This is a genomic window from Streptomyces sp. NBC_01176 (assembly GCF_045039825.1).
Taxonomy (GTDB): domain Bacteria; phylum Actinomycetota; class Actinomycetes; order Streptomycetales; family Streptomycetaceae; genus Streptomyces.
Genome location: NZ_CP108600.1, coordinates 5,369,367 through 5,392,392 on the forward strand (window position 1 = coordinate 5,369,367; position 23,026 = coordinate 5,392,392).

The 23,026-nt window shown below is 72.7% G+C and carries 19 protein-coding genes; 10 read left to right on the forward strand and 9 right to left on the reverse strand.

Translation table 11 applies throughout. The features are described from left to right. Positions 1–213: 213 nt before the first annotated feature. The 3 genes from OG199_RS23205 to fxsT all read left to right on the forward strand — a co-directional run bounded on the left by OG199_RS23205 (position 214) and on the right by fxsT (position 6,793). Positions 214–486 carry a hypothetical protein gene (locus tag OG199_RS23205; protein ID WP_356804313.1) on the forward strand — a complete coding sequence of 91 codons (273 nt, stop codon included), beginning with the start codon at positions 214–216 and terminating at the stop codon, positions 484–486. A gap of 588 nt (positions 487–1,074) precedes the next feature. Next, the gene (locus tag OG199_RS23210) at positions 1,075–2,505 is read left to right on the forward strand and encodes an effector-associated domain 2-containing protein (RefSeq protein ID WP_405831070.1); all 1,431 of its coding nucleotides are present in this window, start codon (positions 1,075–1,077) and stop codon (positions 2,503–2,505) included. 397 nt (positions 2,506–2,902) lie between these two features. Further along, positions 2,903–6,793: an FxSxx-COOH system tetratricopeptide repeat protein gene (gene fxsT, locus OG199_RS23215; RefSeq protein WP_405831071.1), complete on the forward strand. Its 3,891-nt coding sequence runs from the start codon at positions 2,903–2,905 to the stop codon at positions 6,791–6,793. 32 nt (positions 6,794–6,825) lie between these two features. On the opposite strand, the gene OG199_RS23220 is transcribed toward fxsT, so the two are convergent. The 4 genes from OG199_RS23220 to OG199_RS23235 form a co-directional block, all read right to left on the reverse strand. Continuing rightward, a complete protein-coding gene (locus OG199_RS23220; protein WP_405831073.1) occupies positions 6,826–8,646 on the reverse strand; it encodes an aKG-HExxH-type peptide beta-hydroxylase in 1,821 nt (606 codons plus the stop codon). 17 nt (positions 8,647–8,663) lie between these two features. After that, on the reverse strand, positions 8,664–8,831 hold the full coding sequence (locus OG199_RS23225) for a hypothetical protein (protein ID WP_159055260.1): 168 nt from the start codon (positions 8,829–8,831) through the stop codon (positions 8,664–8,666). Between the two features lie 131 nt (positions 8,832–8,962). After that, the gene (locus OG199_RS23230) at positions 8,963–10,075 is read right to left on the reverse strand and encodes an effector-associated domain 2-containing protein (RefSeq protein ID WP_405831075.1); all 1,113 of its coding nucleotides are present in this window, start codon (positions 10,073–10,075) and stop codon (positions 8,963–8,965) included. Between the two features lie 3 nt (positions 10,076–10,078). Further along, on the reverse strand, positions 10,079–10,381 hold the full coding sequence (locus tag OG199_RS23235) for a trypco2 family protein (protein ID WP_266699979.1): 303 nt from the start codon (positions 10,379–10,381) through the stop codon (positions 10,079–10,081). 238 nt (positions 10,382–10,619) lie between these two features. Between OG199_RS23235 and OG199_RS23240 the strand changes: the two genes are divergently transcribed. Together OG199_RS23240 and OG199_RS23245 are read left to right on the forward strand one after the other, a co-directional pair. After that, positions 10,620–10,790: a hypothetical protein gene (locus OG199_RS23240; RefSeq protein WP_356804307.1), complete on the forward strand. Its 171-nt coding sequence runs from the start codon at positions 10,620–10,622 to the stop codon at positions 10,788–10,790. 64 nt (positions 10,791–10,854) lie between these two features. Continuing rightward, complete coding sequence (locus OG199_RS23245) at positions 10,855–12,609, forward strand: HEXXH motif domain-containing protein (protein WP_405831077.1); 1,755 nt, start codon at positions 10,855–10,857, stop codon at positions 12,607–12,609. An 80-nt stretch (positions 12,610–12,689) separates the two neighbouring features. Here the strand turns inward: OG199_RS23245 and OG199_RS23250 are convergent, their stop codons facing one another. Then, a complete protein-coding gene (locus OG199_RS23250; protein ID WP_405831079.1) occupies positions 12,690–13,691 on the reverse strand; it encodes an aminoglycoside phosphotransferase family protein in 1,002 nt (333 codons plus the stop codon). Here OG199_RS23250 and OG199_RS23255 point away from each other — a divergent pair. The 3 genes from OG199_RS23255 (at position 13,690) to OG199_RS23265 (ending at position 16,307) form a co-directional block, all read left to right on the forward strand. After that, positions 13,690–14,343, forward strand: coding sequence for a rhomboid-like protein (locus OG199_RS23255; protein WP_356804302.1), 654 nt, complete (start codon positions 13,690–13,692; stop codon positions 14,341–14,343). The genes OG199_RS23250 and OG199_RS23255 overlap by 2 nt on opposite strands. Before the next feature lie 10 nt (positions 14,344–14,353). After that, positions 14,354–15,766 carry an FAD-dependent oxidoreductase gene (locus OG199_RS23260; RefSeq protein ID WP_356804300.1) on the forward strand — a complete coding sequence of 471 codons (1,413 nt, stop codon included), beginning with the start codon at positions 14,354–14,356 and terminating at the stop codon, positions 15,764–15,766. A gap of 67 nt (positions 15,767–15,833) precedes the next feature. After that, entirely contained in the window at positions 15,834–16,307 is a 474-nt protein-coding gene (locus OG199_RS23265) for a GNAT family N-acetyltransferase (RefSeq protein ID WP_356804298.1), read from the forward strand. On the opposite strand, the gene OG199_RS23270 is transcribed toward OG199_RS23265, so the two are convergent. The 3 genes from OG199_RS23270 to OG199_RS23280 form a co-directional block, all read right to left on the reverse strand. Next, positions 16,296–17,786, reverse strand: coding sequence for an MFS transporter (locus OG199_RS23270; RefSeq protein ID WP_401800291.1), 1,491 nt, complete (start codon positions 17,784–17,786; stop codon positions 16,296–16,298). The genes OG199_RS23265 and OG199_RS23270 overlap by 12 nt on opposite strands. Before the next feature lie 78 nt (positions 17,787–17,864). After that, positions 17,865–18,845, reverse strand: coding sequence for a zinc-binding dehydrogenase (locus tag OG199_RS23275; RefSeq protein WP_405831081.1), 981 nt, complete (start codon positions 18,843–18,845; stop codon positions 17,865–17,867). Between the two features lie 51 nt (positions 18,846–18,896). Next, entirely contained in the window at positions 18,897–20,063 is a 1,167-nt protein-coding gene (locus OG199_RS23280; protein WP_405831083.1) for an NAD(P)-binding protein, read from the reverse strand. 126 nt (positions 20,064–20,189) lie between these two features. Between OG199_RS23280 and OG199_RS23285 the strand changes: the two genes are divergently transcribed. Further along, positions 20,190–20,888 carry a pentapeptide repeat-containing protein gene (locus tag OG199_RS23285; RefSeq protein WP_401800296.1) on the forward strand — a complete coding sequence of 233 codons (699 nt, stop codon included), beginning with the start codon at positions 20,190–20,192 and terminating at the stop codon, positions 20,886–20,888. Positions 20,889–21,051: 163 nt separating this feature from the next. Here OG199_RS23285 and OG199_RS23290 read toward each other — a convergent pair whose 3' ends face one another. After that, entirely contained in the window at positions 21,052–21,552 is a 501-nt protein-coding gene (locus tag OG199_RS23290; RefSeq protein WP_356805365.1) for a hypothetical protein, read from the reverse strand. Positions 21,553–21,589: 37 nt separating this feature from the next. Between OG199_RS23290 and OG199_RS23295 the strand changes: the two genes are divergently transcribed. Continuing rightward, positions 21,590–22,999 (forward strand): M1 family metallopeptidase, encoded by a 1,410-nt coding sequence (locus tag OG199_RS23295; protein WP_405831085.1) that lies wholly within the window; start codon positions 21,590–21,592, stop codon positions 22,997–22,999. Positions 23,000–23,026: the final 27 nt, after the last annotated feature.

Genomic DNA, 23,026 nt, shown 5'->3' on the forward strand with positions numbered 1-23,026 from the left:
TACACTGCGGCTTGCGCGTCCGGGGGGGCCGCCGGCCGTTCATGACGGCCGACACCGTGACCAAGTGCGCATCACCCACGCCATCTCATCTTGAGCCCGAGCATGCCAGCAGACGTCGGCGCCCATGGCCGACCGCTGCCCCGAGGCTGCTCGCAGGGGCCCGGATCGGCGTGTCCCCCGGCACCACATGGTCATCGGAAGGCAGAGCACGTCATGGCGGAACGGCAGTACCTCGGTCAGGGCACCAACACCTCGTGGGAGAAGTTCTGGTACGTCCTGGGCTGCATCTACTTCGGTGCCGCCTACTTCCAGAAGGTCCCGGTGAAGAAGGCGCTGAGCGAGTACGGGCTGGTCGAGATGACCGGTGCCGAGAAGTTCTGGTACGTCGTCCAGTGCATCTTCTTCGGCGCCGGCTACTTCGCGAAGGTCACCATCAAGAGGGCGCTGTCCGAGGTGCCGAACAACGGCATAGCCCCGACGGTCTGACGACGTCCCGGGCAGCGCACGGACACGCGGGTCTCGGCTCCGGATCGCCACGAGCGGTCCTGGGCGGCGACCCGCCGTCCGCGGTTCCTTCCCCCGCGTCGGTCCTCACCGAGGAGGCGCTCGCTCCACCCTCGCCCGGAGGCACGAGCCGCCCGTGGCCGTGAGCCCCGGCTCGCCGGACAACCCGCCCGGCACTTCTTTCGCTCGCGCCCCGGAACGGTCCTCCGGTGAAGCGCGCCGGCACCGCTTCCGAGTGGGCCGCGGCCCGTCCGACGGGTCCCCAACACCACGCGAACCCAAGGGCGTTGCGGCAACGACCCGCATGAACCCGCAGGTGCTCGCACCGCATGCAGTACTTCCCGTACGCCCCGTACGCCCCGTACGCCTCGAACGGCGCGGTGCTTTCCGGTCCGCTCCGGGACGCGCGAGCATACGGCACCCACATCCAGCACCGATGCCCGTGCTTTCGCTGCCATGCCCCGTGGCGCGGCCTTACCCTGTTGGGCACCATCAGGGAGCCGCGCCAGCTGTGTGGAGGTATACGGGGTGAAAGGGCGCAGTCCGGATCGGGTCCGCAACGAGCTCATCGTGTCCATCGTGGACGCGCTGCAGAACTCGGCGACGGTGAGCCAGGCCGGCAGCCGTGAGATCTGGCGGGAGATGCTGGCCGATGAACTGGCCTCGCCCGTGGAACCCTTCGGCGGGGACCGGCTGCGGCCCTGGCTGCTGCAGGTGGTGAAGGCGTGCACCGCCGTCGGTGACGGCCTGGCCTGCCTGGTGCGGTCGCTGGAGTACGTGGAGCAGCAGTCGGCGACGGTCGTGGAACTGTGGCCGCTCGTGGACGAGTGGGAGGCCGTCGACTTCTTCAACAACGCGGATCTCGGCCATCTGCGCCCGGTCCTGCTGTCGATGGGCTCCTCGGATCTGGCGGTCATGGCGCGCCGCTCCAGCCGCTCCCGGGTGCAGGAGCTGCCCGCGTGGTGCCGTACGGGATGGCAGGTCTTCCTGCGGCTGGCGGGGGAGAACTCCCCGGCCGGTGAGCTCCCGCCCAGCATGGCCTTCCTCGCGCTGTCGGCCGACCGGCTGGTGGAGGACGGCCAGGCCGAGGCCGCGGAGGTGCTGCGCCGCTTCAACCGCGGCCAGGCCGCCGCCCTGGGAGTGGAGAACGTGCTGGCGGAACGGCAGCAGGCGGACTTCCCGCATCCCGCGCCGTCCCTCGTCCCCGCCTATCTCATGATCCAGTTCGAGCCGGACCGGATCGAGGCGGACCACTACTACCTGTCGCACTGGCGTCAGTCCGACTCCGAGGGCTGGCACCCCGTGCGCGGCGAGACCGCCCATCTGGGCCGGGAGGAGCTCCCGGGCGCGGTGGAGCGGCTGATCGAGGAGGCCGAGGAGAAGTGGGCCGACCTGCGGCAGCCGGTGATCCTCGAGTTCATACTGCCGTGGGAACTGCTCAACGAGCCGGTGGAGTGGTGGTCGAAGGAGTCCGGTTCCGGGTCCCCGACCCCGCTGGTCCTGGACTATCCGGTGGTGGTGCGCAGCATCGAGCGGTTACAGCGTGCCGCCTGGCACCGGCCCTGGCACAACAAGTGGCGGCAACTGCGGGAGCGCCCGGCGGACAGCCATCCGCACTGGAGCAGTCCGGAGCGGGACGGGGCGTACTTCTTCCACCTGGAGCGCGAGCTGAAGGAGGACCAGCACGCGGTGTGCCTGGTGCTCAGCCAGCCGCCGGGCGACGACTCGGGCACCGGCCGCCGTGAGGTCCTGGCCGGGCTGCGGGCCGGGGTGCCCGCGATGATCTGGCACCGCAGCGACTGCGCGGACCCGAAGTTCAAGGACGCCATCGGCGAGATCCTGCAGGACCGGGGGCTGGGCAGTCTGGCGGAACGGGTCGGGGAGTGGCGCAGGGAGGCGCTGGCCCTCGGCCCCGCGGCCTGGGACGGGCACGTCGGTCGCCATCTGGCCATTCTGCTCGACGACCCCGAGCGCAAGCCGAGCCCACCCGGACCGGTGTAGGGCGTCATGCCCCCGCGGCCAGGAACGGGCCTCCGACCGGCGCGCGGAGGCGGGTACCCCGTGGTCTTGCATGCGCCATCGCCGAGTGCCACGCTGGTGCCGAGACAGACTCACCGGCTGTCCACAGGGGGCCGGTACCGCCGAACGGGTGGGTACCGCCCGGTGATTGAGTTTCCGTCGGTCCTGCCGCCCCCTGTGGCCTGCCGTCTTGCACCGCACGCAGACCACTGCCAGGCTTGGCACGTGGATGTCACGCATGCCCGCGGACTGCGGGACTCCTCCTCGGTGCTCCCTCCGTCGTCGGGCATGACCGGACGCTCTGAGGGCGCTTATGCAGCGTGACGACGGCCCACGACCACCAGCGGGACGGGCTTCTGGCGACGCGTCACCGTGCGCGGTGGCGCATGCTCTGCGGGGACTGGAGCGGGCCGGGTCCGCGGACCGTGCGTCCGTCCTGCTCGTCGTGGACGACTACGTGACCATGCGGGTCTGGGACGAGACGGTCGACCGGCTGACCGAGGAGCTCGCCGCCCAGGAGTCGTCCGGCCCGGTCACGCGCTTACGGCTGCTGGGCTCCGACGACACCGAGCCGGGCCGGATCCGGCTGGAGCACCTTCCCCCGCCCGTGGGTGAACACCGGGTGGTGCTGGTGCTGACCGACGGTCTGGCGGCGGGCTGGCGGTCGGACGCGGTACTGCCGCTGCTGAGGGAACTCGGCCGTTCCGAACCTCTCGCGGTGCTCCACCTGTTGCCGCAACGGCTCTGGTTCCGCACCGGCCTCGACGTGCATCGCATGCGACTGAAGTCCGGGCGTCCCTGGGCGCCGAACGACTCCCTGCGGTGGGAGCTGCGCACCTCCCCGCTCGAACCCGTGGACGACGATCCGGCGGCGCGTTCCGGCGTGGTGCCGGTCCCCGTCCTGGAGCGGACCGACCACTCGCTCTCCGACTGGGCCGACCTGGTGGCGGCCAGGGCCGGTGACTGGGTGGAGATGTCGGGCGTCCGGGCCCGGGACTGGAAGCGGCGGCCCGATGCCGCCCGTGCCGTCCCGTGGGTCGACGACGTTCCCGACCCCGCCAGCGCGGTGCCGCCGTGGGAGCGGGTCTCGGAGTTCCGGGCCGCCGCGTCGCCCACCGCGTTCGCCCTGGCCACCCGTCTCGCGGCGGCTCCGCTGACGCTGTCCGTGATGAGCGCCCTGACGGCCTCGGTGCCGGGTGCCGGCCCCGCCCACCTCACCGAGCTGCTGATGAGCGGCCTGGTGCGGCCGGCGGGCGCGGAGGCCGAGCGCACGGCCGAGATGGTCTTCGCCTTCGGTCCGAACATCCGCCAGGAGTTATTGGCGTTGGCCCGCCGCCGGGACACCGTCCGGGTGCTGCACGACGTACGGGTGCTGATGGCGACCGCCCCGGAGGGCTCCGAGCCGGTCCTGCCCGCCCCGGACGAACCCGTCGAGGCGACCGGCGTGCCGCCCGTGACCCCACGCAACGTGGCGTTCCTGCGCGTCGAACTGACCGCGCTGCGCGCCCTGTCCGGACGTTTCCTGCCCCGGGCCGAGCGTCTCGCGCAGGTTCTGCGCGCGTACGACCGGCAGAACACCGTCAACCTGGGCAAGGACGCACGTACCCATACGCGGGACCAGGCCCCCGCCACCCGGGCCCGCCGGGATGCCGCACACGCCCCGAGGGGGCCCGAGACAACTTCAGAAGGAGCCACGACCATGGCGACCACGCAGCAGCCGACGGTGGAGAGCGCGCGCTCGACGCAGCCGCGCATCTGGGGGAACATCCCCCCGCGCAATCCGAACTTCACCGGCCGCGTGGACCTTCTGGAACGACTGCGAGAGCGCCTTCAGGAAGGCACGACCACCGTGCTTCCCGAGGCCATCCACGGCATGGGCGGTGTCGGCAAGACCCAGATGGCGATCGAGTACGCCTACCGGCACCAGTCCGAGTACGACGTCGTCTGGTGGATCCCCGCCGAGCGCCCGGGACAGATCGGCCAGGCACTGGTGGAGCTTGCCCAGCGGCTGGGCCTGGGCACCAGCGCCGAGGCCAATATCGCGGGTCCCGCGGTGCGCGAGGCACTGCGCGAGGGCCGGCCGTACTCCCGCTGGCTGCTGATCTTCGACAACGCCGACAGCCCGGAACGCGTCCGCGACTACTTCCCCACCGGCGGCAGCGGCACCATCCTCGTCACCTCCCGCAACCGGCGCTGGAGTGTCGTCGGCCCCTCCCTGGAGGTCGACGTCTTCACCCGCGAGGAGAGCAAGGAGCTGCTGCGCCGCTCGGGTTCGCCGGGGGACCTCGACGACGCCGAGGCGGATCGCCTCGCCGATGCCCTCGGAGACCTCCCGCTCGCGCTCGAGCAGGCCGCCGCCTGGCGCGCCGAGACCGGGATGCCGGTCTCCGAGTACCTGCGCCTGTTCGAGGACAAGCGCAGCGAACTCCTCGAGGTGTCCCCGCCCCCGGACTACCAGCTCCCGGTGGCGGCCGCGTGGAACGTCTCCCTTGACCACCTGGAGACGCGCAGCCTCGCCGCCCTGCGCCTGCTCCAGCTGTGCTCCTACTTCGCGCCGGACCCCATCTCCCGTTCGATCTTCTCCGGCCTCGGCGGTTCCAGCATCGACCCCGAACTCGACCGGGCTCTCAACGACCCGATGCGGCTCGCCCGCGCCATTCGGGAGATCAACCGCTACTCCCTCGCCCGCATCGACCACCGGACCAACTCGATCGAGATGCACCGCTTGGTCCAGGCCGTGCTGATCAACCGCATGACCCCCGAGGAACAGAACCGCATGCGTAACGGGGCCCACACCCTTCTGGCCGCCTCCGACCCCAAGGGACCCAACCAGTCGGCGAACTGGCCGCGCTACGCCGAGCTCTACGGTCACGTCATCGCGTCGGGCGCCGTCGAGTCCGACCAGCCGTGGGTGCGCGAGCTCGTGATGAACGTCGCCAAGTACCTCTGGTACTGGGGGGACCACAAGGTCGCGCGCGAGTTCATGGAGCAGGCCTGGCAGACCTGGCGGGAGCTGTTCGGCGAGGAGGACCAGCAGACGCGGCTGATGGCATGGTGGCTGAGCTTCGTCTATCTCAAGGTGGGTCGTTACGACGATGCCTCGCAGCTCGTGGCCCAGCTCAAGGACGTCTATGCCCGCACCGCGCCCGCGGACCGGGAGGACACCCGTGAGGACGCGCTGGAGACCCTGAACCTGGAAGCCGCCGTGCGACGGGTCCAGGGGGACTTCGCCGCCGGGGCCGAACTGGACGAGGCCGCCTACGACCGGGCCCGCCGTGCCTTCGGCGAGGACGATCCCACCACCCTGGACAGGGCCCACAACCTGGGCGTGAGTCTACGGCTGGTCGGAGAGTTCCGGCGCGCGCTGGAACTGGACCAGCACACGCACGCCCTGAAGGCGCGGCTGTTCGGACGTGACCACCAGCAGTCGCTGATCACCGAGGCGAGCATCGCCGTCGACGTGCGCGAGACCGGCGACTACGTCGGCGCCCGGTCCCTGCAGCAGGCGGTCGTCGACGGTTTCCGCGCGGTCTTCGGGGCGGGCAACCCCTCGACCCTGGGTACCGTGCGCCAGCTCGGTGAGGCATGCCGCAAGGAGGGCGACCCGGTCACCGCGCTGGAACTGGCACGCGAGGCGTTCGACCAGTTCACCCGTCGGTACGGGGACACGCACCCCGAGTCCCTGACCGCGTCCCTCGCGCTGTCGGTGGCGCTGCGGCACAACGGTGAGCTGGAGGCGGCCCGTGACCGCGGGGAGAAGGCGCGTGAGCGCTACCGCAGGCTGTTCCAGCCCGACCACCCGCACGTCCTGGCGGCCGATATCGACCTGGCCGTGACGCTGCGGTTGCTGGGCCGGGCGCAGGAGGCCCAGCAGCTGGACGAGACGGCGCTGGCGTCGCTGACCGAGCGCCTCGGGGCGAGCCATCCGATCGCGCTGGCCTGCGCCATCAACCTGGCGAGCGATCTGAGCGCGCAGGGACGGTCGGCCGAGGCCCGCCAACTCGGCGAGAAGACACTGGAGCTGTGCCGGGAGCGACTGGGCGAGGACCACCCCACCACCTTGGTGTGCGCGGCCAACCTCTCCCTCGACCTCGGCACCGTCGGACAGGAAACGGAGGCCGCGGCCCTGCACGCGGCCACGCTGGAGCGGATGGAGCGGGTCCTCGACGGGCCCCGGCTGCACTCCGCCGAACCCACGCCGCACCCGGCGACGCTGCAGACCCGGGCGATGAAGCGGGCCAACTGTGACATCGACCCGATGCCGTTGTGAGGTGAGGGCCAAGGCCGCGTGACCGCCGCCGGCTACCGCGAACCCGAGGGTGAGGCGAGCCAGGCGGCCAGGCGGACGGGGTCCGGTGCGGTACCGGTGGCGCGTGCCACGGCTCGGTGGACCGCCCGTGCCCGCTCGGGCCAGTGGCAGAGCAGGTGGGCCGCCGCGGGTTCCGTGCCCGTCGCCTTCAGGGCGTGGCCGAGGCCCGCCCAGGCGCCGGCCCGCTCGGGTTCGACGGCCAGGTGGGCCGCGTAGGCGTGCTGGGCCGCCGTGGGATCTCCCGCCGCCAGCAGTGCGTCGCCGGGCAGGGCCCCGGTGACGTGGGCCGCGGCCTTCTCGGGGTCTTCGGACGGCGGATGTTCGCCCGGGGCGGTGCTGAGGTGGTGGCGGGCGAGCATGGCCATGCTGTCCAGCCAGCGTGCGGACGGGTCGGGGACGAGCTCGGGCTCGGTCGCCAGGGCCGCGGGCGGTCCGGCCGCCCCCGCCAGCCAGGCGCGTACGGTCGCCTCCACCGCGGGGGCGGGGGGCCGCAGGTGGTGGACCCGCCAGCGGGCGACATGGTCGGCGGCGCACAGCCGGGCCAGGGCCAGTTGCTCCTCGGGAACCGGTTCCCGGAGCCACTGCGCGCAGTGGTCGCGCAGGGTGTCCAGCAGGGCGGCACCGAGCGGCGTGCGGCGCGGATGGCCGTCGAACTGGTCCAGCGCCGTGGCCACATGGGTCCGCCACAGTGCGAACTCGAAGTGCGCGATGGCCTCGTGGGCGTCGGCGTTCTCCCGGTGGGCGCGCCAGAAGCGGGCTATCCCCATGAACGCGTAGACGCCCTGGAGCAGCCCGTCGAGAGGCCGGGGGTCGTCGCGCCAGGGCGCGTACCACAGCTCCGTACCCGCGTCGGCACCGTCGGTCAGCAGAGGTGTCAGGTGCAGGAGGCCGCCCAGTTTGGTGTGCTGGAACTCGTGCACGAGTGTGACCGCGAGCTGAACGGCGTCGTCGGGTTCCGAGGCCTCGATGCCGCCGAAGGCGTCCCCGGACGTCACGCTGCGCGGCCGAAACCTTTCCCTCGCCGGGGTCGGAGTCAGCGAGAACACTCCCCGCCGCATGGCCTCGGCGGTCCCGGGCAGTTCCCGCAGCAGCACCCCCCAGGCCCGCTCCAGCTCCTGCCGCCACTGCGTCACCGCCTCCTCGGGCAGCGGGCGCGGCTCGGTCGGCTGCGGATACGTGCGATACGGGTCCAGGTCGTCCAGTGCCACGTCGAGCTGTCGCCCGGCGGGGCCGACCGCGAGCCTGCGCATGTCATGCCACCCTGGTCCGGCCGACCCGGGCGCAGACGGTACGCCGATCGTGACGCCGGCCCCCTCCACCATCGCGCGTCCGCCCTGGGCGCGCACGGTGGCCGTCGTCCACGGCTCGGTCGCCGGCAGTACCGCGCAGCCGAGCGTCGGCAGCGGCACCCGGCCGTGCCGAACCGGGACCTCGATGCCGAAGTCCAGCTCCGCGCGTAGCGCCGCCACGGCGGCGAGCGCCGAGAAATGGCCGAGCACCACCCACAGCGGCGGTTCGTCCTGCGGGACCGACCCGCGCAGCCGACGCAACGCGGTGGCCAGCCACATTCCCGTCTGCGGATACATCAGCAGTTCGTCGACGACGGACGGCGCACGTCGCTGCGCCTCGCTGAGGAGGTCCCAGGCGGGACCGGGGCCCATGGCGTCGTCGAGCATCCGCAGCAACAGCAGACGGCGGCTGCGTTCGGCTTCGAGCAGGAGGTCCACGGTGGCCGGACCGCCTTCGCCACGGGCCAACTCGGCCAGCGCGGCGGAGGGCAGGTGATGATGGGGCGGGGACGGGTCAGCACGCATGGGCGGCCCTGGCGTCGTCAGTCGAAACGCTCCGCGGGGTTGAAGTCGCTGACACTGGCCTGCGGCAGGTCGATGCGCTGTTGCAGCTCCTCCAGCGACGCGGCGAGAACCCGGCGGTCAATGGAGCGCAGCGTTTCAAGGGATACCCCCGCGAGATCGACCAGGCTGGACTCGACGGCGGCCACAGACGGCTCCATGACGGCCAAACCCCTTCCCCCCGGCTGCATTTGTGGATGCGGGCTGCTCACATCCTCCTGATAATGGCCCGCCGTACGGGGGATGAAACCCCGCACCTGCGGGGCGGCGCGATATCAGGTCAGCGGCGCCCATCGGCTCGACGGTGGCGCCGGGACAACTCCACCGCCTCTTGGTCCATGCGGGCCACCCCTGCGGAGTCGCCCTCCATCAACCGTATCGCTTCGAGGAGTTGATCCAGGGTCCCCGGGTAGCGCAGACAGGTCCGCAGGATCCCGAACACATCGGGGCGCAGTGCGGGCGCCCTGGGACTCATCGCCGCGACGACCGGGTCGATGCTGCCCAGGACCAGGGCCAGGGTGGTGCGGTCGCTGACCGTGGGCAGCGTGGTCAACGCCTCGGCGAGGCCCGCGAGTTCGCGCAGTGGAAGGTCGTCCGGCAGGTTCGCCAGGGTGACCGGGACCGCCGCGGTGCTCCTCTCGGGCGAGAACCGGACCAGCCCGGGTGCCGAGGCGGGGAGGCCGGCGCACTCGTGCAGCACAGCCAGTTCGGCCCCGGTCAGCAGCTCGTACCAGCGGTCCACGCGCACCGCGGCCAGCCGGCCGAGGCCGTCCGCGCGGTGGTGGGCGCTGACCAGGCCGACGAGTGTGCCGTCGTGCCAGACGGCCGCGCCCGACATGCCCTCCCAGGGGGAGCGGTCCGGTTCGGTGTCCGACTCCGGTGGGGTGACCGCGAGTTCGAGGGTGCCCTCGCGGCGGTTGGACAGCACCGAGGTCATGCCCGTGGCGTGGCAGGAGTCGCGGTACTGGGAGGCCGAACCGTCGTCGAGCAGCCGCATCCGGTCCTCGCGCAGCTTGAAGCGCGGAAAGCCCATCGCGCCGCACGGCAGGACGACGTCCGTGTCGGGCAACGTCCCGTACGAGGGGGATCCGGTCGCGGCCGCGTGCACGCCCTGCGGTACGGACCCGGTGATCTCCAGGAGCGCCACGTCCGCCTTGTCGGAGGCCAGCAGCACCCGTGCGGGCGCCGTCCACTCCGCGGCGCGGTCGGCCTCGAACCGTACGCCCGCGGCTCCCGCCTCGGCGTCGCGGACCACGTGCGCGGCGGTGAGCACCCAGCGGAGCCCGACCCGGTACCCGGAACCGCGCCGCCCGGGACCCCGGCCCGCCGGTCGCACCATCACCTCCGCCACCCGGACCGGATCCAGTCCGTGGCGCGGCTCCTGCCCCGGCACGGCTCAGCGCTCCCGGTCGGCCTCGGCCCCGCCCACCCATGGCGCCCGTCCGCCGCCGCTGTGGGTGCGCGGATCGAGCGTCAGCTTCACCCGGTGCGTGACGCTGTCGGCCACGCGCCCGTCCGCGCCGGCCTCCACCACCCAGAAGCGGATCTTCCCGCCCGCCGTCGCGGACCGCTCCACGACCACGGCCGCCTCCAGCTCCACCGGACCCACCTCGAAGTACAGATCCTCCCCCTCCGCCGCCGTCCGGGCCGCGGTCAGTTCCCTGCGCAACTCCTCGATCAGTTCAGCGAGTTCAATCACACCGGCTCCCTACCCTCGGCGCCCACGCGTCACTCGGTCCGGGGGGCGTCACCCGATCCGGGTCGATTGCGCGATGTGGCTCTGTGTGACCTCTCCGATGCACTAGGGTCACTCAAGCAGCCTCAAATCACTGAGAAAGCCATATTTCAGTGATAGATAGGGCATTGATCGCAGGCGTCGCATAGACGTTGCATCACCGACCTTGACCGCACACCTTCACCGTCACAGGGGCGCCGCCATGGAGAAGTCCGGAGTCGAGTCCGAGCTGATCGACCTCAGCGACGTTCCGCTGGACGCCTGGCCACAGCTGGACCTGCCGTCCGCGTCGGGCTCCATGCGCCGGCTGCTCAGCCGCATCGACGACCCCGCCAGCAGCCTCGGCGGCTACAACCCGCAGCGCGAGGACTGACGGCCGCAGCGACCGCCCGAAAGCGTCGCCGCCCCCTCGCCAGCAGCAACGAACAGGCTCCCCCATGCAGCAGACGGCCCGACCCCACGTCCTGTCACCGCAGTCGTTCGACGAACTGCTGGGCGGCGGGGGCGGCCCCGCGACGGTGGACCTGCTGCGCAGGAGCGAGCGGAGCTGGCGGCTGCTCGTCGTACGGGCCCTGCTGGACTCGGCGGCGACGGCATCTTCCGGCCCGCTGCCTCCTCCGACGGAGGGCTGGCGGCTGCTGTCCCGCGCCTGGACCGTGTCCGAGCAGGCGCGGGAGGCGGTGGAGGAACTGCTGGGATATCCGGCGGTCGGCGTCTGGGCGTCCCACACGCTGCGCCGGCTGCGGGGGACCGCCCAGGACGACGCGCCCCTCTGGGCGGACACCGGACACCTCCACGCCATCGCGGCGGCCGCGGCGATCCGGGCCGGCCTGGAGTTCCGTGCCGAGATCCCGGTCCGGCACGGATGGGCGGTCCTGCCCGCGCTCGGGGCGATGCGGGTACCCGGCCCGGCGGACTGGGACGTGGCCGAGGTCTCCGCCACCGCCGGACGCGTACGGATCGCCGGGCGCCCGCTGGAGGGACCGGACTGGCACGCCCTGACGGAGCTGCGCGCGGCCGGCTGCACCCTGCTCCTCGACGACACCGACCCCTACCGCGACCTGCGGAGACCGGGCCGGGTCGAACCCGTCGCCTCGGCCCGCGAGTGGCAGGAACTGTTCGCCCCGGCCTGGGACATCCTCCGGCGCACCGACACCGAGGGCGCCCGGGCGCTGGCGGGCGGGCTGGTGTCGGTGGTGCCCCGTCCGCGCGCCGAGCGGTTCCGGCCGCACAGCGCGTCGTCGGGCGAGGCCTTCGGCGGCGCACTGGCCTCGGCGCCGGACGACGCCGAGCAGTTCGCCTCGACACTGGTGCACGAGTTCCAGCACAACAAACTCAGCGCGTTCATGCACCTGTTCACCCTGTACGACGACCGTGACGAGCGGCTGCACTACGCCCCCTGGCGCGACGATCCACGACCGCTGGGCGGCCTGCTCCAGGGCGTGTACGCCTTCTTCGGGGTCACCGCGTTCTGGCGGCGGCGCGTCCATGTGCTCGGGCAGTTCGAGTTCGCGCTGTGGCGCTGCCAGACGGCGCACGCGCTGCGCGCGATCGGCTCGGCGGACGGGCTCAACGAGCTGGGGCGGCGACTGGTGGCCGAGCTGACGCGGCGCGTCGAACCCTGGCTGGACGAACCGGTCGACGTGCGGGCCAGGACCGCGGCCGCCCTCGCGGTCGCGGACCACCGGGCGAGCTGGCGCGCCCACCATCTGCGGCCGGCGGCGGACACCGTCCGCGCGTACGCGGCGGACTGGTCCCGCGGTGCACCGCTGCCCCCGGCTCCGGACACGGCACCCGTCCCCGGCAGCCCGTACGGCAGCCCGTACGGCAGACCGCTCCGCGGGTTCGACACACGGGCGGTGCTGCTGCGGTGGCTGCTGGCCGACCCGGCGGGCTTCGTGGCACTGCGGGACGACCCGGGTGCCGTGGTCACGGGCGCGGTCGGCGCGGACGTCGCCCTGGTGGAGGGCCGTACACCGGAGGCCCTTGACGCGTTCCACGCACGGGCGGCCCGCGGCGGCGACCCCGATGCCTGGGTGGGACTCGGACTGGCGGCGCGGGCCGCCGGGGACCGGGCCGGCGAGGGCCTGCTGACCCACCCGGAGCTGGCGATGGCCCTGCACACCGCCCTGGACGGGCGCGCCGACCCGCTGGAACTGGGCCGCGCCCTCGCTCCCGCGGATGCGGAGTGAGTCGCGGGGCGGGCTCGGCCGGGGCACTTCCGGTGCCGGCCGCGTCGCCGCGCCCGTGACTCGAATGGCGGACACGCGGACTACGTGACCTCCCGCAACCGGCGGGCGATCTCCAGCTGAACGGGTTCCAGCGGGCGGCCGTCCTCGATCTCCCACAGAGTGTTCTGTAGGACACGGCCGAGGGTCCAGGCGCGGGCCCGCGCGCGCTCCAGACCCATGACGTCGGTCATCGCGTCGAAGCGCCAGCGGATCTCGCCGGGCTCGAAGCGGTTGCGCAGCGCGGGACAGAGTTCGAACCCGGGGTCGCCCGCGAGCGGCTTGGGGTCGATGACGACCCAGGGCGCGCGCCCGGCGGCACGGTCGTCGGCGTGGTCGGCGTGGTCGGTGTGGTTGTCGTCGCGGTTGTCGTCATGTTCGTCGTCGTGGTGGAGGCCGCGCAGGACATTGTCGTAGTGGAGGTCCCAGTGGAGGAGACGGTCGCCCGGCTCGGTCACCACCTCGCGCAGCGCCGCGGCACAGTCCTCGACGAGCCGCCGGTCGGACGGGTCCGGAATCCGCCGAAGGGCACCCGGTACCCGCTCCAGCATGTCCGCCGCGACGTCCCCGAGCCGCCGCACGCCCTCCGGCGCCGCCACGGCCGTCAGCCGGACCAGCAGCCGCGCGATGACGAGGGCGGCCTCGCGCGTGTCGGCGAGGTGCGTCAACATACGGGTGTGGTCGAGCCGTTCGAGCAGCAGGGTGCAGGTGTCCCTGTCGTGGTCGAGAAGCCGTACGGCGCCGCCGCCGGCCCAGGTGCGCAGCGCGAGCGGCTCACCCGCGCTCTCCTCGTCGAGGAACTGGAGCTTCAGCACGGCCGGGGTGTCGTCGGCCCGGCGCACCGGCAGCACCAGCGCCGTCACGCCGTGCATCGAGGGGCCGTCGGGGCGCAGTTCCCAGCGGTCCAGGAAGTGGGCCGCCCGCCGCGGGAGCGCGGCGACGAAGGCACGGCCCGCCGCTCCGTTGTACCGGTGCTGGGAGGCGGCCAGGGCGTCCGGAACGTCGATCACCCGGCCGACCCTACGCGCGAAGGGGCGGTGGCCCATGCGCGTTGACCGGATGCTGCGCTCCGTGGGGAGCTACCTACGCGCCGCTCCCGGCACCTACATATGGCTGGGCGTCCTCTTCTTCACCACCGTGGCCCTGCACCACATGTCGCCGGACTTCGAGGAGGACTTCCTGCGGCAGCGGTCCACCAACATCCACGAGCTGTCGAACGACCCGCTGCGGGTGATGGTCTCCAGCGCGATGTGGATCGACGGCGGCTACTGGTTCCCGTACGCCTTTCTCTTCACGGTGTTCCACGCGCAGGCGGAGCGCTGGCTCGGCACCCTGCGCTGGCTGACCGTGTGCGTGGCCTCGCACGTGCTGGCGACGCTGGCCAGCGAGGGGGCGCTGCTGGAGTCGGTACGGCGCGGCATCGCACCGGAGTCCTCCGTGAACACCCTCGACATCGGGGTGAGTTACTCGCTGGCGGGAGTGATCGCCGTGCTCACGTACCGGATCCCGGCGCCCTGGCGGTATCCGTATCTGGCGGCGGTCCTGGTCTTCTACGGGGTGCCGGTCCTCGGCACCCCCACCCTCACCCAATGCGGACATTTCCTCTCCGTGATGATCGGTCTGGGCTGCTATCCGCTGGTCAGAGGCCGTGGAAAAGCACGGAATCCGAAGGAGACACTGGCCGCTCCCAGGGGTTAACGTCCCGGCCATGAGCAGCAGCGGCACGGGAAGCGGCACGGTCAACGGCGGCATCTCCTTCTGGTACGCGGACGACGGCCTCCCCGTCCCGCGCGAGCCCCTGCCGGGCGACGCGACCGCCGATGTCGTGATCGTCGGGGGCGGCTACACGGGTCTGTGGACCGCGTACTACCTGAAGAAGGCGGCGCCCTCGCTGCGCGTCACCGTCCTGGAGCAGAGGTTCTGCGGGTACGGCGCGTCGGGGCGCAACGGCGGCTGGCTCTACAACGGCGTCGCGGGCCGCGACCGGTACGCGAGGCTGCACGGCCACGAGGCGGCGGTCCGTCTGCAGAGGGCGATGAACGACACGGTCGACGAGGTCGTCCGGGTCGCCGCCGAGGAGGGCATCGAGGCGGACGTCCACCGCGGCGGAGTCCTGGAGGTGGCGTACACACCCGCGCAGCTGGCCCGGCTGAAGTCCTTCCACGAGCACGAGCTGTCGTACGGGGAGCGGGACCGCGAGCTGTACGGCGCGCGCGAGACCGCCGAGCGGGTCCGGGTCGCGGACGCGGTGGGCTCGGCCTGGACGCCGCACGGGGCGCGTCTGCACCCGGTGAAGCTGGTCAAGGGCCTGGCGGCGGCCGCCGAGGCGCTCGGGGTGACGATCCACGAGCGGACGCCGGTGACGGAGATCCGTCCGCGGCACGCGGTGACGCCGTACGGAACGGTCCGCGCCCCCTACGTGCTGCGCTGCACGGAGGGTTTCACCGCCTCCCTGAAGGGCCAGCGGCGCACCTGGCTGCCCATGAACTCGTCGATGATCGCGACGCAGCGGCTGACGCCCGAGCAGTGGGCGCGGATCGGCTGGGAGGGCCGCGAGACGCTGGGCGACATGGCGCACGCGTACATGTACGCGCAGCGCACCGCCGACGACCGCATCGCGCTCGGCGGCCGGGGTGTCCCGTACCGCTTCGGTTCGCGCACCGACCACGACGGCGGCACGCAGCAGGCGACCGTCGAGGCCCTGTACGGGATCCTGGTCCGCTTCTTCCCGTCCCTGGCCGGAGTCCGGGTGGAGCACGCCTGGTCGGGCGTGCTCGGTGTGCCGCGCGACTGGTGCGCCACGGTCACCCTGGACCGCGCGACCGGCCTCGGCTGGGCCGGTGGTTACGTCGGCTCCGGTGTCGCCACCACCAACCTCGCCGCCCGCACCCTGCGCGACCTCGTCCGGCTGGACTCGGGTGAGGCGGGCCCGACCGGGCTGACCGGCCTGCCCTGGGTCGGCCACAAGGTCCGCAAGTGGGAGCCGGAGCCCTTCCGCTGGATCGGCGTGCACGGCATGTACGCGACCTACCGCACCGCGGACCGCCGCGAACTGACCACGCGCAGCGCGGAGTCGTCCCGGCTGGCGCGAATGGCGGACCGGGTGGCCGGGCGGCACTGACCGGGCGCCACTGACGGGGCGGGACCGCGCCCGGCCGGCCGCACGGCGGGTGTGTGACACTGCGCCCATGATTCGCACCGCCACCCCCGCCGACGTCCCCGTGATCCACGCGATGGTCCGTGAACTGGCCGAGTACGAGAAGGTGCCGGACGAGGCGCGGGCGACCCCGTCGCAGCTGAGCGAGGCGCTGTTCGGCGAGCACCCGGCGGCGTTCGCGCACCTCGCGGAGGAGGCCGGGGAGGTGGTCGGGTTCGCGCTGTGGTTCCTGAACTTCTCGACCTGGCGCGGGGTGCACGGCATCTACCTGGAGGACCTGTACGTGCGTCCGCAGGCGCGTGGCGGCGGGCACGGCAAGGCGCTGCTCACCGAACTGGCGCGGATCTGCGTGACGCGCGGGTACGAGCGGCTGGAGTGGTCGGTGCTGGACTGGAACCGGCCGTCCATCGAGTTCTACGAGGCGCTCGGCGCGCGGCCGCAGGACGAGTGGACGGTGTACCGGCTGACCGACGGGGCGCTGCGGGAGCTGGGTTCACGGGACTGACTCGGGGACGGGAGCCGCCCCGAGCGTGTGCTTGGGGGCCTTCGCGGTCACGAGCAGGCCGGCGATCAGACCGGCCAGGAGCATGATGCCGCAGGCCCACCAGATGGCGACCGTGTAGCCGTGCACGACGCCCTCACGGACGACCAGCGCCCTGCGCGCCGGGTCGGTGAGGTGTGCGGCGATGTAGGTGGCGCCGCTGGTGGTGGCGACGGTGTTCAGCAGGGCCGTGCCGATCGAACCGCCGACCTGCTGTGAGGTGTTGACGGTCGCGGAGGTGACGCCCGAGTCCTGCGCGGCGACCCCGGCGGTGGCGGTGGCGAAGATCGGCATGAAGATCAGGCCCATGCCGAGCCCCATCAGGAGCATGCCGGGCAGTATCAGGCCCGCGTAGTCGGGGCGCACGCTCAGCCGGGTGAAGACCAGCATCCCGGACGCGGCGAGGAGCGTGCCGGGGACCATCAGCACGCGCGGTGCCACGTGTTGCAGCAGCCGCGCGGAGATCTGTGTCGAGGCGACGACGATGGCGACCGTCAGGGGCAGGAAGGCCAGTCCCGTCCGCACCGGCGAGTAGCCGAGGACGACCTGCAGGTAGTAGGTCAGGAACAGGAACATCCCGAACATGCCGATGACGGCGAGCGCCATGGTCAGGAAACAGCCGGCGCGGTTGCGGTCCCCGACGATGTGCAGGGGCAGCAGGGGGCTCGGGGCCCGCCTCTGCCACCACACGAAGGCCGTGATCAAGGCGAGGCCGGCCGCGAGCAGCGCGAGGACCACCGGGTCCGTCCAGCCGCGCGGCTCCGCCTCGCTGAAGCCGTAGACGATGGCGACGAGGCCGCCGCAGCCGAGTACCGCGCCCGGTACGTCGAGGCGGGCGCCCCGGTAGCCGGGTCGGTCGCGCAGCAGGGCGGACGCGCCGACGACCGCGACGACGGCGATGGGGATGTTGACGTACAGGCACCAGCGCCAGTTCAGGTACTCGGTCAGCAGCCCGCCCGCGAGCAGTCCGATCGCCGAGCCGCTGCCGGCCAGGGCGCCGTAGATGCCGAAGGCCTTTCCGCGTTCCCTCGGGTCGGTGAAGGTGGTCGTCAGCAGGCTGAGCGCGGACGGGGCGAGGAGCGCGGCGAAGGCGCCCTGCAGGGCGCGGGCGCCGTACAGCATGCTGGCGGTGGTGGCGCCCCCGCCCAGCGCGGAGGCGGCCGCGAAACCGATGAGCCCGATGACGAAGGTGCGTTTGCGACCGACCAGGTCGGCGATCCGGCCGCCGAGCAGGAGCAGGCCTCCGAAGGCCAGGGTGTACGCGGTGATGACCCACTGACGGTTGCCGTCGGACATGCCCAGGTCACGCTGTGCGGAAGGAAGCGCGATGTTCACGATGGTCGCGTCCAGGACGACCATCAGCTGGGCGAGAGCGATGATCACCAGACCCCACCAACGATGGGGATCGGCGCCTGCGGGTTCACCTGTTCGGGTGACACTCACCTGCCCAGAAGACCATGGATCGGTGGTCGGCGCACCTTTCGGTCAGGCCTTCCGCTCACGTCGGTGAGGCCTTCCCGCTCACGGTTCCAGGACCACCTTGCCGATGGTGGCGCGGGTCTCCAGAGCACGGTGGGCGGCGGCCGCCGAGGCGAGCGGGAAGCGGGTCAGGGCCGGGGTGAGGCGGCCGGCGGCCGCTTCGCCGAGGGCCCGCAGTTCCAGGGTGCGCAGGGGGTCGGGGCCGCCCGCCCTGCGCATCATCGCGGGGCCGAGCACCTGCTCGGTGACACCCGGCACGATCAGCGGCCCGCCGTCCCGGATGCCCTCGGCGGACCAGCCGAACACGAGGTGGCGGCCGCCGGGGCCGAGCAGGTCCACGGCGGCGCGGGCGGTGGCGCCGCCGACACCGTCGAGGACGAGGGACGCCGTGCGGCGGCCGAGGTACTCGCGCACCCGCGCCGGCCAGGTGCTGTCCTGGTGGTCGACGGCCAGGTCGGCGCCGTTCCCCCGGACCAGGGCCACCTTCTCCGGACCGCCCGCGACGCCGATCACGGTGGCGCCCGCGTTGCGGGCGTACTGCACGAGAAGGGTGCCGATGCCGCCCGCGGCCGCGGGGATCACGGCCACGGTGCCGGGGCCCCACTCGGCGAACTGCACGATCCCCATCGCCGTGCGGCCCGTACCGATCATGGCGACGGCCTGGGCGAAGCCGAGGTTCTCCGGTATCTCGTGCAGGCGGCCGGCATCGGTCACGGCCAGTTCGGCGTACCCGCCGGGCGCGAAGCCGAGGTGGGCGACGACGCGTCTGCCGAGCACGTGGCCGGGGACGCCGTCGCCGAGCGACTCGACCGTGCCGGCGACCTCGCGGCCGGGAATGGTGGGGAGTGTGACGGGGGCGGGCGCGGGGCCCCGGGCGCCTTCGCGCAGGGCGGCGTCCAGGAGGTGGACACCGGCCGCGGCCACGGCGACCCGGACCTGGCCCGGTCCCGGCTCGGGGTCCTCGGTCCTCTCGTAGGTGAGGTTCTCGGCCGGGCCGAAGGTGTGCAGGCGGACGGCGTGCATCGGGAGCGCTCCTCGGGTGGGGCGGGCGGTGACGGGCCCCAGCCTTTGACCTCAAGCGTGCTTGAGGTCAAGACGTTCCCGGATCCCGAAGGCCAGGGCGACGGCTTCGAGGGCGCTGTTGAAGGAGACCTCCGAGAGCATGCCGGGCGCGGCCACCTGGTCCCCCGCGAGGTAGACGCCGTCACCGCGGTCGAGGGCCGGGCGGTCGCGCCAGGTGGTGCCCGGCGGGTCGACCGCTCCCGTGCGCCCCAGCGACACGGCGTCCCGCCGCCAGGTCACGCGCTCGCGCCAGCCCTCGAAGGCGAGGTCGAGGAGGTGTTCGGCGCGGGCGGCGCCGTCGCCGCGGGACTCGTGGGGAGCGATCGGGATCTGCCCCTGGACGAGTTGCTCCCCGGCCGGGGCGAGGGTGCGGTCCCGCGCCGTGGGACGGTCCAGCCGGCCCGGCGCGTCCAGGTCGGAGAGGGCGTAGGGGTCGCCGCGCCGGGTGCGCAGGGCCAGGTCCACGAGGGCGGTGCGGCCGCCGGTCCAGCTGAGGGAGTCGTCCCGCAGGAGGCGGCGGGCGGAGTCGAGGGAGGTGGCGACGACGACCGGTCCGTGACGGTCGGGGAGCGCGTCGACGCGGGCGAGGGTCTCCACCCGGACGCCCAGGTTCCAGGCGCGGGCGGCCATGCGGTCGACGAGGTTCGCCCAGCCGCCGCGCGGGTGGCGGGCCTCCGCGGGCAGCCGGGCGGCCCTGCGCAGCCGTTCCTGCACGAAGGCCGCGGAAAGCGCCCCCGGATCGTGGTGGAAGAGGGTGACGGCCGAGTAGTGCGCGGCGGCGCGGGCGCCCTCCTCGCCCGTCCGCGCGCTCGCCCAGCTCAGGAAGTCGGCGTCCACGGGCGCCTGCCGGGCGTCCCGGCGCAGCAGTCTGACCAGGGCGAGGGGCGGGGTGCGGCGCAGGACACCCCGGTGGTGCAGGCGCAGCCGCGCGGTCTCCCGGGCCGGTACGGGGGCGAGGGGTCCGGTGAGGCCGCGCTGTTTGAGCCAGGTCCAGTGCGGGCCGCCGGCGTGCAGGGTGTGCGGCCCGTTGTCCGTCCGGTACGGGCCGTCCGCGGTGCGGGCCCGGCCGCCGAGCGTGTGGTGGGCCTCGTACAGCGTGACCCTGGCGCCTGCCTCGGCGGCGGTGATCGCGGCGGTGAGTCCGGCGAGGCCGCCGCCGATGACGGTCAGGTGGTGCATGGTGGGCCTCTCCCTGCGGTCGGGGTCGTCTTGTCGGGTACGACTGTTCGCGGGGCCGGAATGTGACATCGGAGGGCAGGACCGCAGGTCGGAGGCGTTGTCAGTGGGGGAGTGCAGGATGGGGGCATGGTGCGGAAAGCGGCGGGCGCGACGGGCAGGGCGAGCGGGCCGGTGAAGGGGGCGCGGCGGCCGGAGGTGCGGCTGCCGTCGCTGGAGCCCCACGAGGGTTCCGCTCTGGAGCCGGACGGGGACTACGACGGGCTGGAGTTCAGGGAGACGGACTTCGCCGGGCAGGACGGCGGGGGCGCGCGCTTCATGGACTGCGCTCTGACGGGGTGCGCGCTGGACGAGACGCGGCTGCACCACGCGCGTGTGCTGGACTCGGTCCTGACGGGCCTGCGGGGCGTGGGCACCGATCTGGCCGAGTCGACGTTGCGCGACGTCGAGCTGGTGGACGCCCGCCTGGGCGGAGTGCAGTTGCACGGTTCCGTGCTGGAGCGCGTACTGATCCGCGGCGGCAAGATCGACTACCTGAATCTGCGCAAGGCGCGCCTCAAGGACGTCGTCTTCGAGGGCTGTGTGCTGGTGGAGCCGGACTTCGGAGCCGCCCGGCTGGAGCGCGTGGAATTCGTGGACTGTGTCGTCAAGGGCGCCGACCTCACCGCGGCGACCCTGGTCGACGTGGATCTGCGCCGTGCCGCGGAGCTGGACATCGCGCGGGGGGTGGACCGCCTGGCGGGCGCGGTGATCAGCCCGGCCCAGCTGTTCGACCTGGCACCGGTGCTGGCGGCGGCGCTGGGCGTGCGGGTGCACGGCGACGCGTGAGGGCTGAGGGTGAAGGCGAGTTGAGGCTGAAGGCGGGCTGAGGGTGAAGGCGGGCTGAGGGTGAAGGCGAGTTGAGGCTGAGGGCGAGCTGAGGGGGAGACGAGGTCCGCGGGGGTGGGATATGGGGGCGTCCACGCGGAGACGGGGCAGGCCCGCGGGGGGATCAGGTCACGCGGGGGAAGCGGGCCTGGAGGGTCCACAGGGCCGGGTTCTCGGCGAGGTCGTCGTGCAGGTCGGTGAGGTCCGCGATCAGGTCGTGCAGGAAGTCGCGGGCCTCCCGGCGCAGCGCGGAGTGCGAGAAGGTCAGCGGCTCCTCGTCGCGGTGCATCCAGTCGGCCTCGATGTCGACCCAGCCGAAGCGGCGCTCGAAGAGCATGCGGTCCGTCGACTCGGTGAAGTCGAGCTCCGCGTGCTGGGGACGGGAGGCCCGGCTGCCCCGCGGATCCCGGTCCAGCTGCTCCACGATGTCGCACAGCGCCCACGCGAAGTCGAGCACCGGCACCCATCCCCAGGCCGTCGACACTTCCCGGTCCGCCTTGGTGTCGGCGAGGTACACGTCGCCGCAGAACAGGTCGTGCCGCAGGGCGTGGACGTCCGCGCGGCGGTAGTCGGTCTGCGGGGGGTCCGGGAACCGGTTGGAGAGGGCGTAGCCGATGTCGAGCACGTACGTGATGGTGTCATGGCCTCGTAGGATCGCGGACGTGCCCCGATCTTCCGCGATCGTCCCCTGTGCCCTGGCTCTCACCCTCACCTGCGCGCTCACCGCGTGCGGCGGCGGGGACGGCCCGGCGGGGGCCCCGGTCCTGCACGACCCCTACTTCCCGAAGATGGGCAACGGCGGCTACGACGTCACGCACTACGCCCTGAACCTCTCCTACGACCCCGGGAGCAAGCGGCTGCGGGGCACCGCCCGGATCACCGCGCGGGCGACCCGGAGCCTCGACGCCTTCGACCTCGACCTGAAGGGCCTGGACGTCGCCGGTGTCTCCGTCGGCGGCCGGGACGCCCGCTGGAGCCGGGCGGGCCAGGAACTGACGGTGCGCCCGCCCACGCGCCTCGGCAAGGGCGAGACGTTCCGTACCACGGTCCGCTACGCGGGCACCCCGGAAACGCTCACGGACCCGGACGGCTCGCAGGAGGGCTGGCTGCCCACGGCCCGCGGCGCGCTCGCCCTCGGCGAACCCGTCGGCTCGATGACCTGGTTCCCCGGCAACCACCACCCCTCCGACAAGGCGTCGTACGACATCACGATCACCGTCCCCAAGGGCCTGAGCGCGGTCTCCAACGGGGAGTTGAGGAGCGAGACGACGGGCGCCGACGGACGGAGGACCTTCGCCTGGCACACGGCCGAACCGATGGCGAGCTATGTCGCGACGCTCGCCGTCGGGGCGTACGACATCACCCGCAGTGCGACGAAGAGCGGTCTGCCCGTGTACGTCGCCGTCGACCCGACACAGACCGCCGCCAGCGCGAAGGTGCTGGCCCGCATTCCGGAGATCATGGACTGGGAGGCGTACAACTTCGGCCCGTACCCGTTCTCCTCGACCGGCGCGATCGTCGAGCGCGCCGGTGTCGCCGACTACGCGCTCGAAACCCAGAACCGCCCCGTCTTCCCCGGCGCCCCCGACATCGAGACGCTGGTCCACGAGCTGGCCCACGAATGGTACGGAGACTCCGTCACCCCCGCGTCCTGGCAGGACATGTGGCTCAACGAGGGCTTCGCCACGTACGCGGAGTGGCTCTGGCAGGAGGACCACGACGGCGACACGGCCGACGAGATCTTCAACGCCCTCTACCGGGGCGACTACTACGACGACGCCGCCGACAACGAGGCGATCTGGGACTTCCCGCCCGCCAAGCCCTCCGGCGCGGCCCACATCGCCGACAGTCCCGTCTACGACCGCGGCGCCATGGTCCTCCACAAGATCCGCAGGACCGTCGGCGACGACACCTTCTACGACATCATCCAGGGCTGGGCCGCCACCCACCGCCACGGCAACGCGACGACCGCCGACTTCACCGCGTACGTCGAGAGGAAGGCGCCGGGCAAGGACTTCGGCGGCATCTGGAAGGACTGGCTGTACGGCGAGGGCAGACCCGCCCGGCCCTAGACCGATCCGGCCCTCGACCGGCGTGGG

Excerpts from the sequence above, each read along its gene's own strand:
- OG199_RS23245 (WP_405831077.1), top strand. The coding sequence starts at position 10,855 with ATGCAGCAGACGGCCCGACCCCACGTCCTGTCACCGCAGTCGTTCGAC.
- OG199_RS23260 (WP_356804300.1), top strand. The coding sequence starts at position 14,354 with ATGAGCAGCAGCGGCACGGGAAGCGGCACGGTCAACGGCGGCATCTCC.
- OG199_RS23285 (WP_401800296.1), top strand. The coding sequence starts at position 20,190 with ATGGTGCGGAAAGCGGCGGGCGCGACGGGCAGGGCGAGCGGGCCGGTG.
- OG199_RS23255 (WP_356804302.1), top strand. The coding sequence starts at position 13,690 with ATGCGCGTTGACCGGATGCTGCGCTCCGTGGGGAGCTACCTACGCGCC.
- OG199_RS23220 (WP_405831073.1), bottom strand. The coding sequence starts at position 8,646 with ATGCGTGCTGACCCGTCCCCGCCCCATCATCACCTGCCCTCCGCCGCG.
- OG199_RS23265 (WP_356804298.1), top strand. The coding sequence starts at position 15,834 with ATGATTCGCACCGCCACCCCCGCCGACGTCCCCGTGATCCACGCGATG.
- OG199_RS23240 (WP_356804307.1), top strand. The coding sequence starts at position 10,620 with ATGGAGAAGTCCGGAGTCGAGTCCGAGCTGATCGACCTCAGCGACGTT.
- OG199_RS23205 (WP_356804313.1), top strand. The coding sequence starts at position 214 with ATGGCGGAACGGCAGTACCTCGGTCAGGGCACCAACACCTCGTGGGAG.
- OG199_RS23275 (WP_405831081.1), bottom strand. The coding sequence starts at position 18,845 with ATGCACGCCGTCCGCCTGCACACCTTCGGCCCGGCCGAGAACCTCACC.
- OG199_RS23250 (WP_405831079.1), bottom strand. The coding sequence starts at position 13,691 with ATGGGCCACCGCCCCTTCGCGCGTAGGGTCGGCCGGGTGATCGACGTT.
- OG199_RS23280 (WP_405831083.1), bottom strand. The coding sequence starts at position 20,063 with ATGCACCACCTGACCGTCATCGGCGGCGGCCTCGCCGGACTCACCGCC.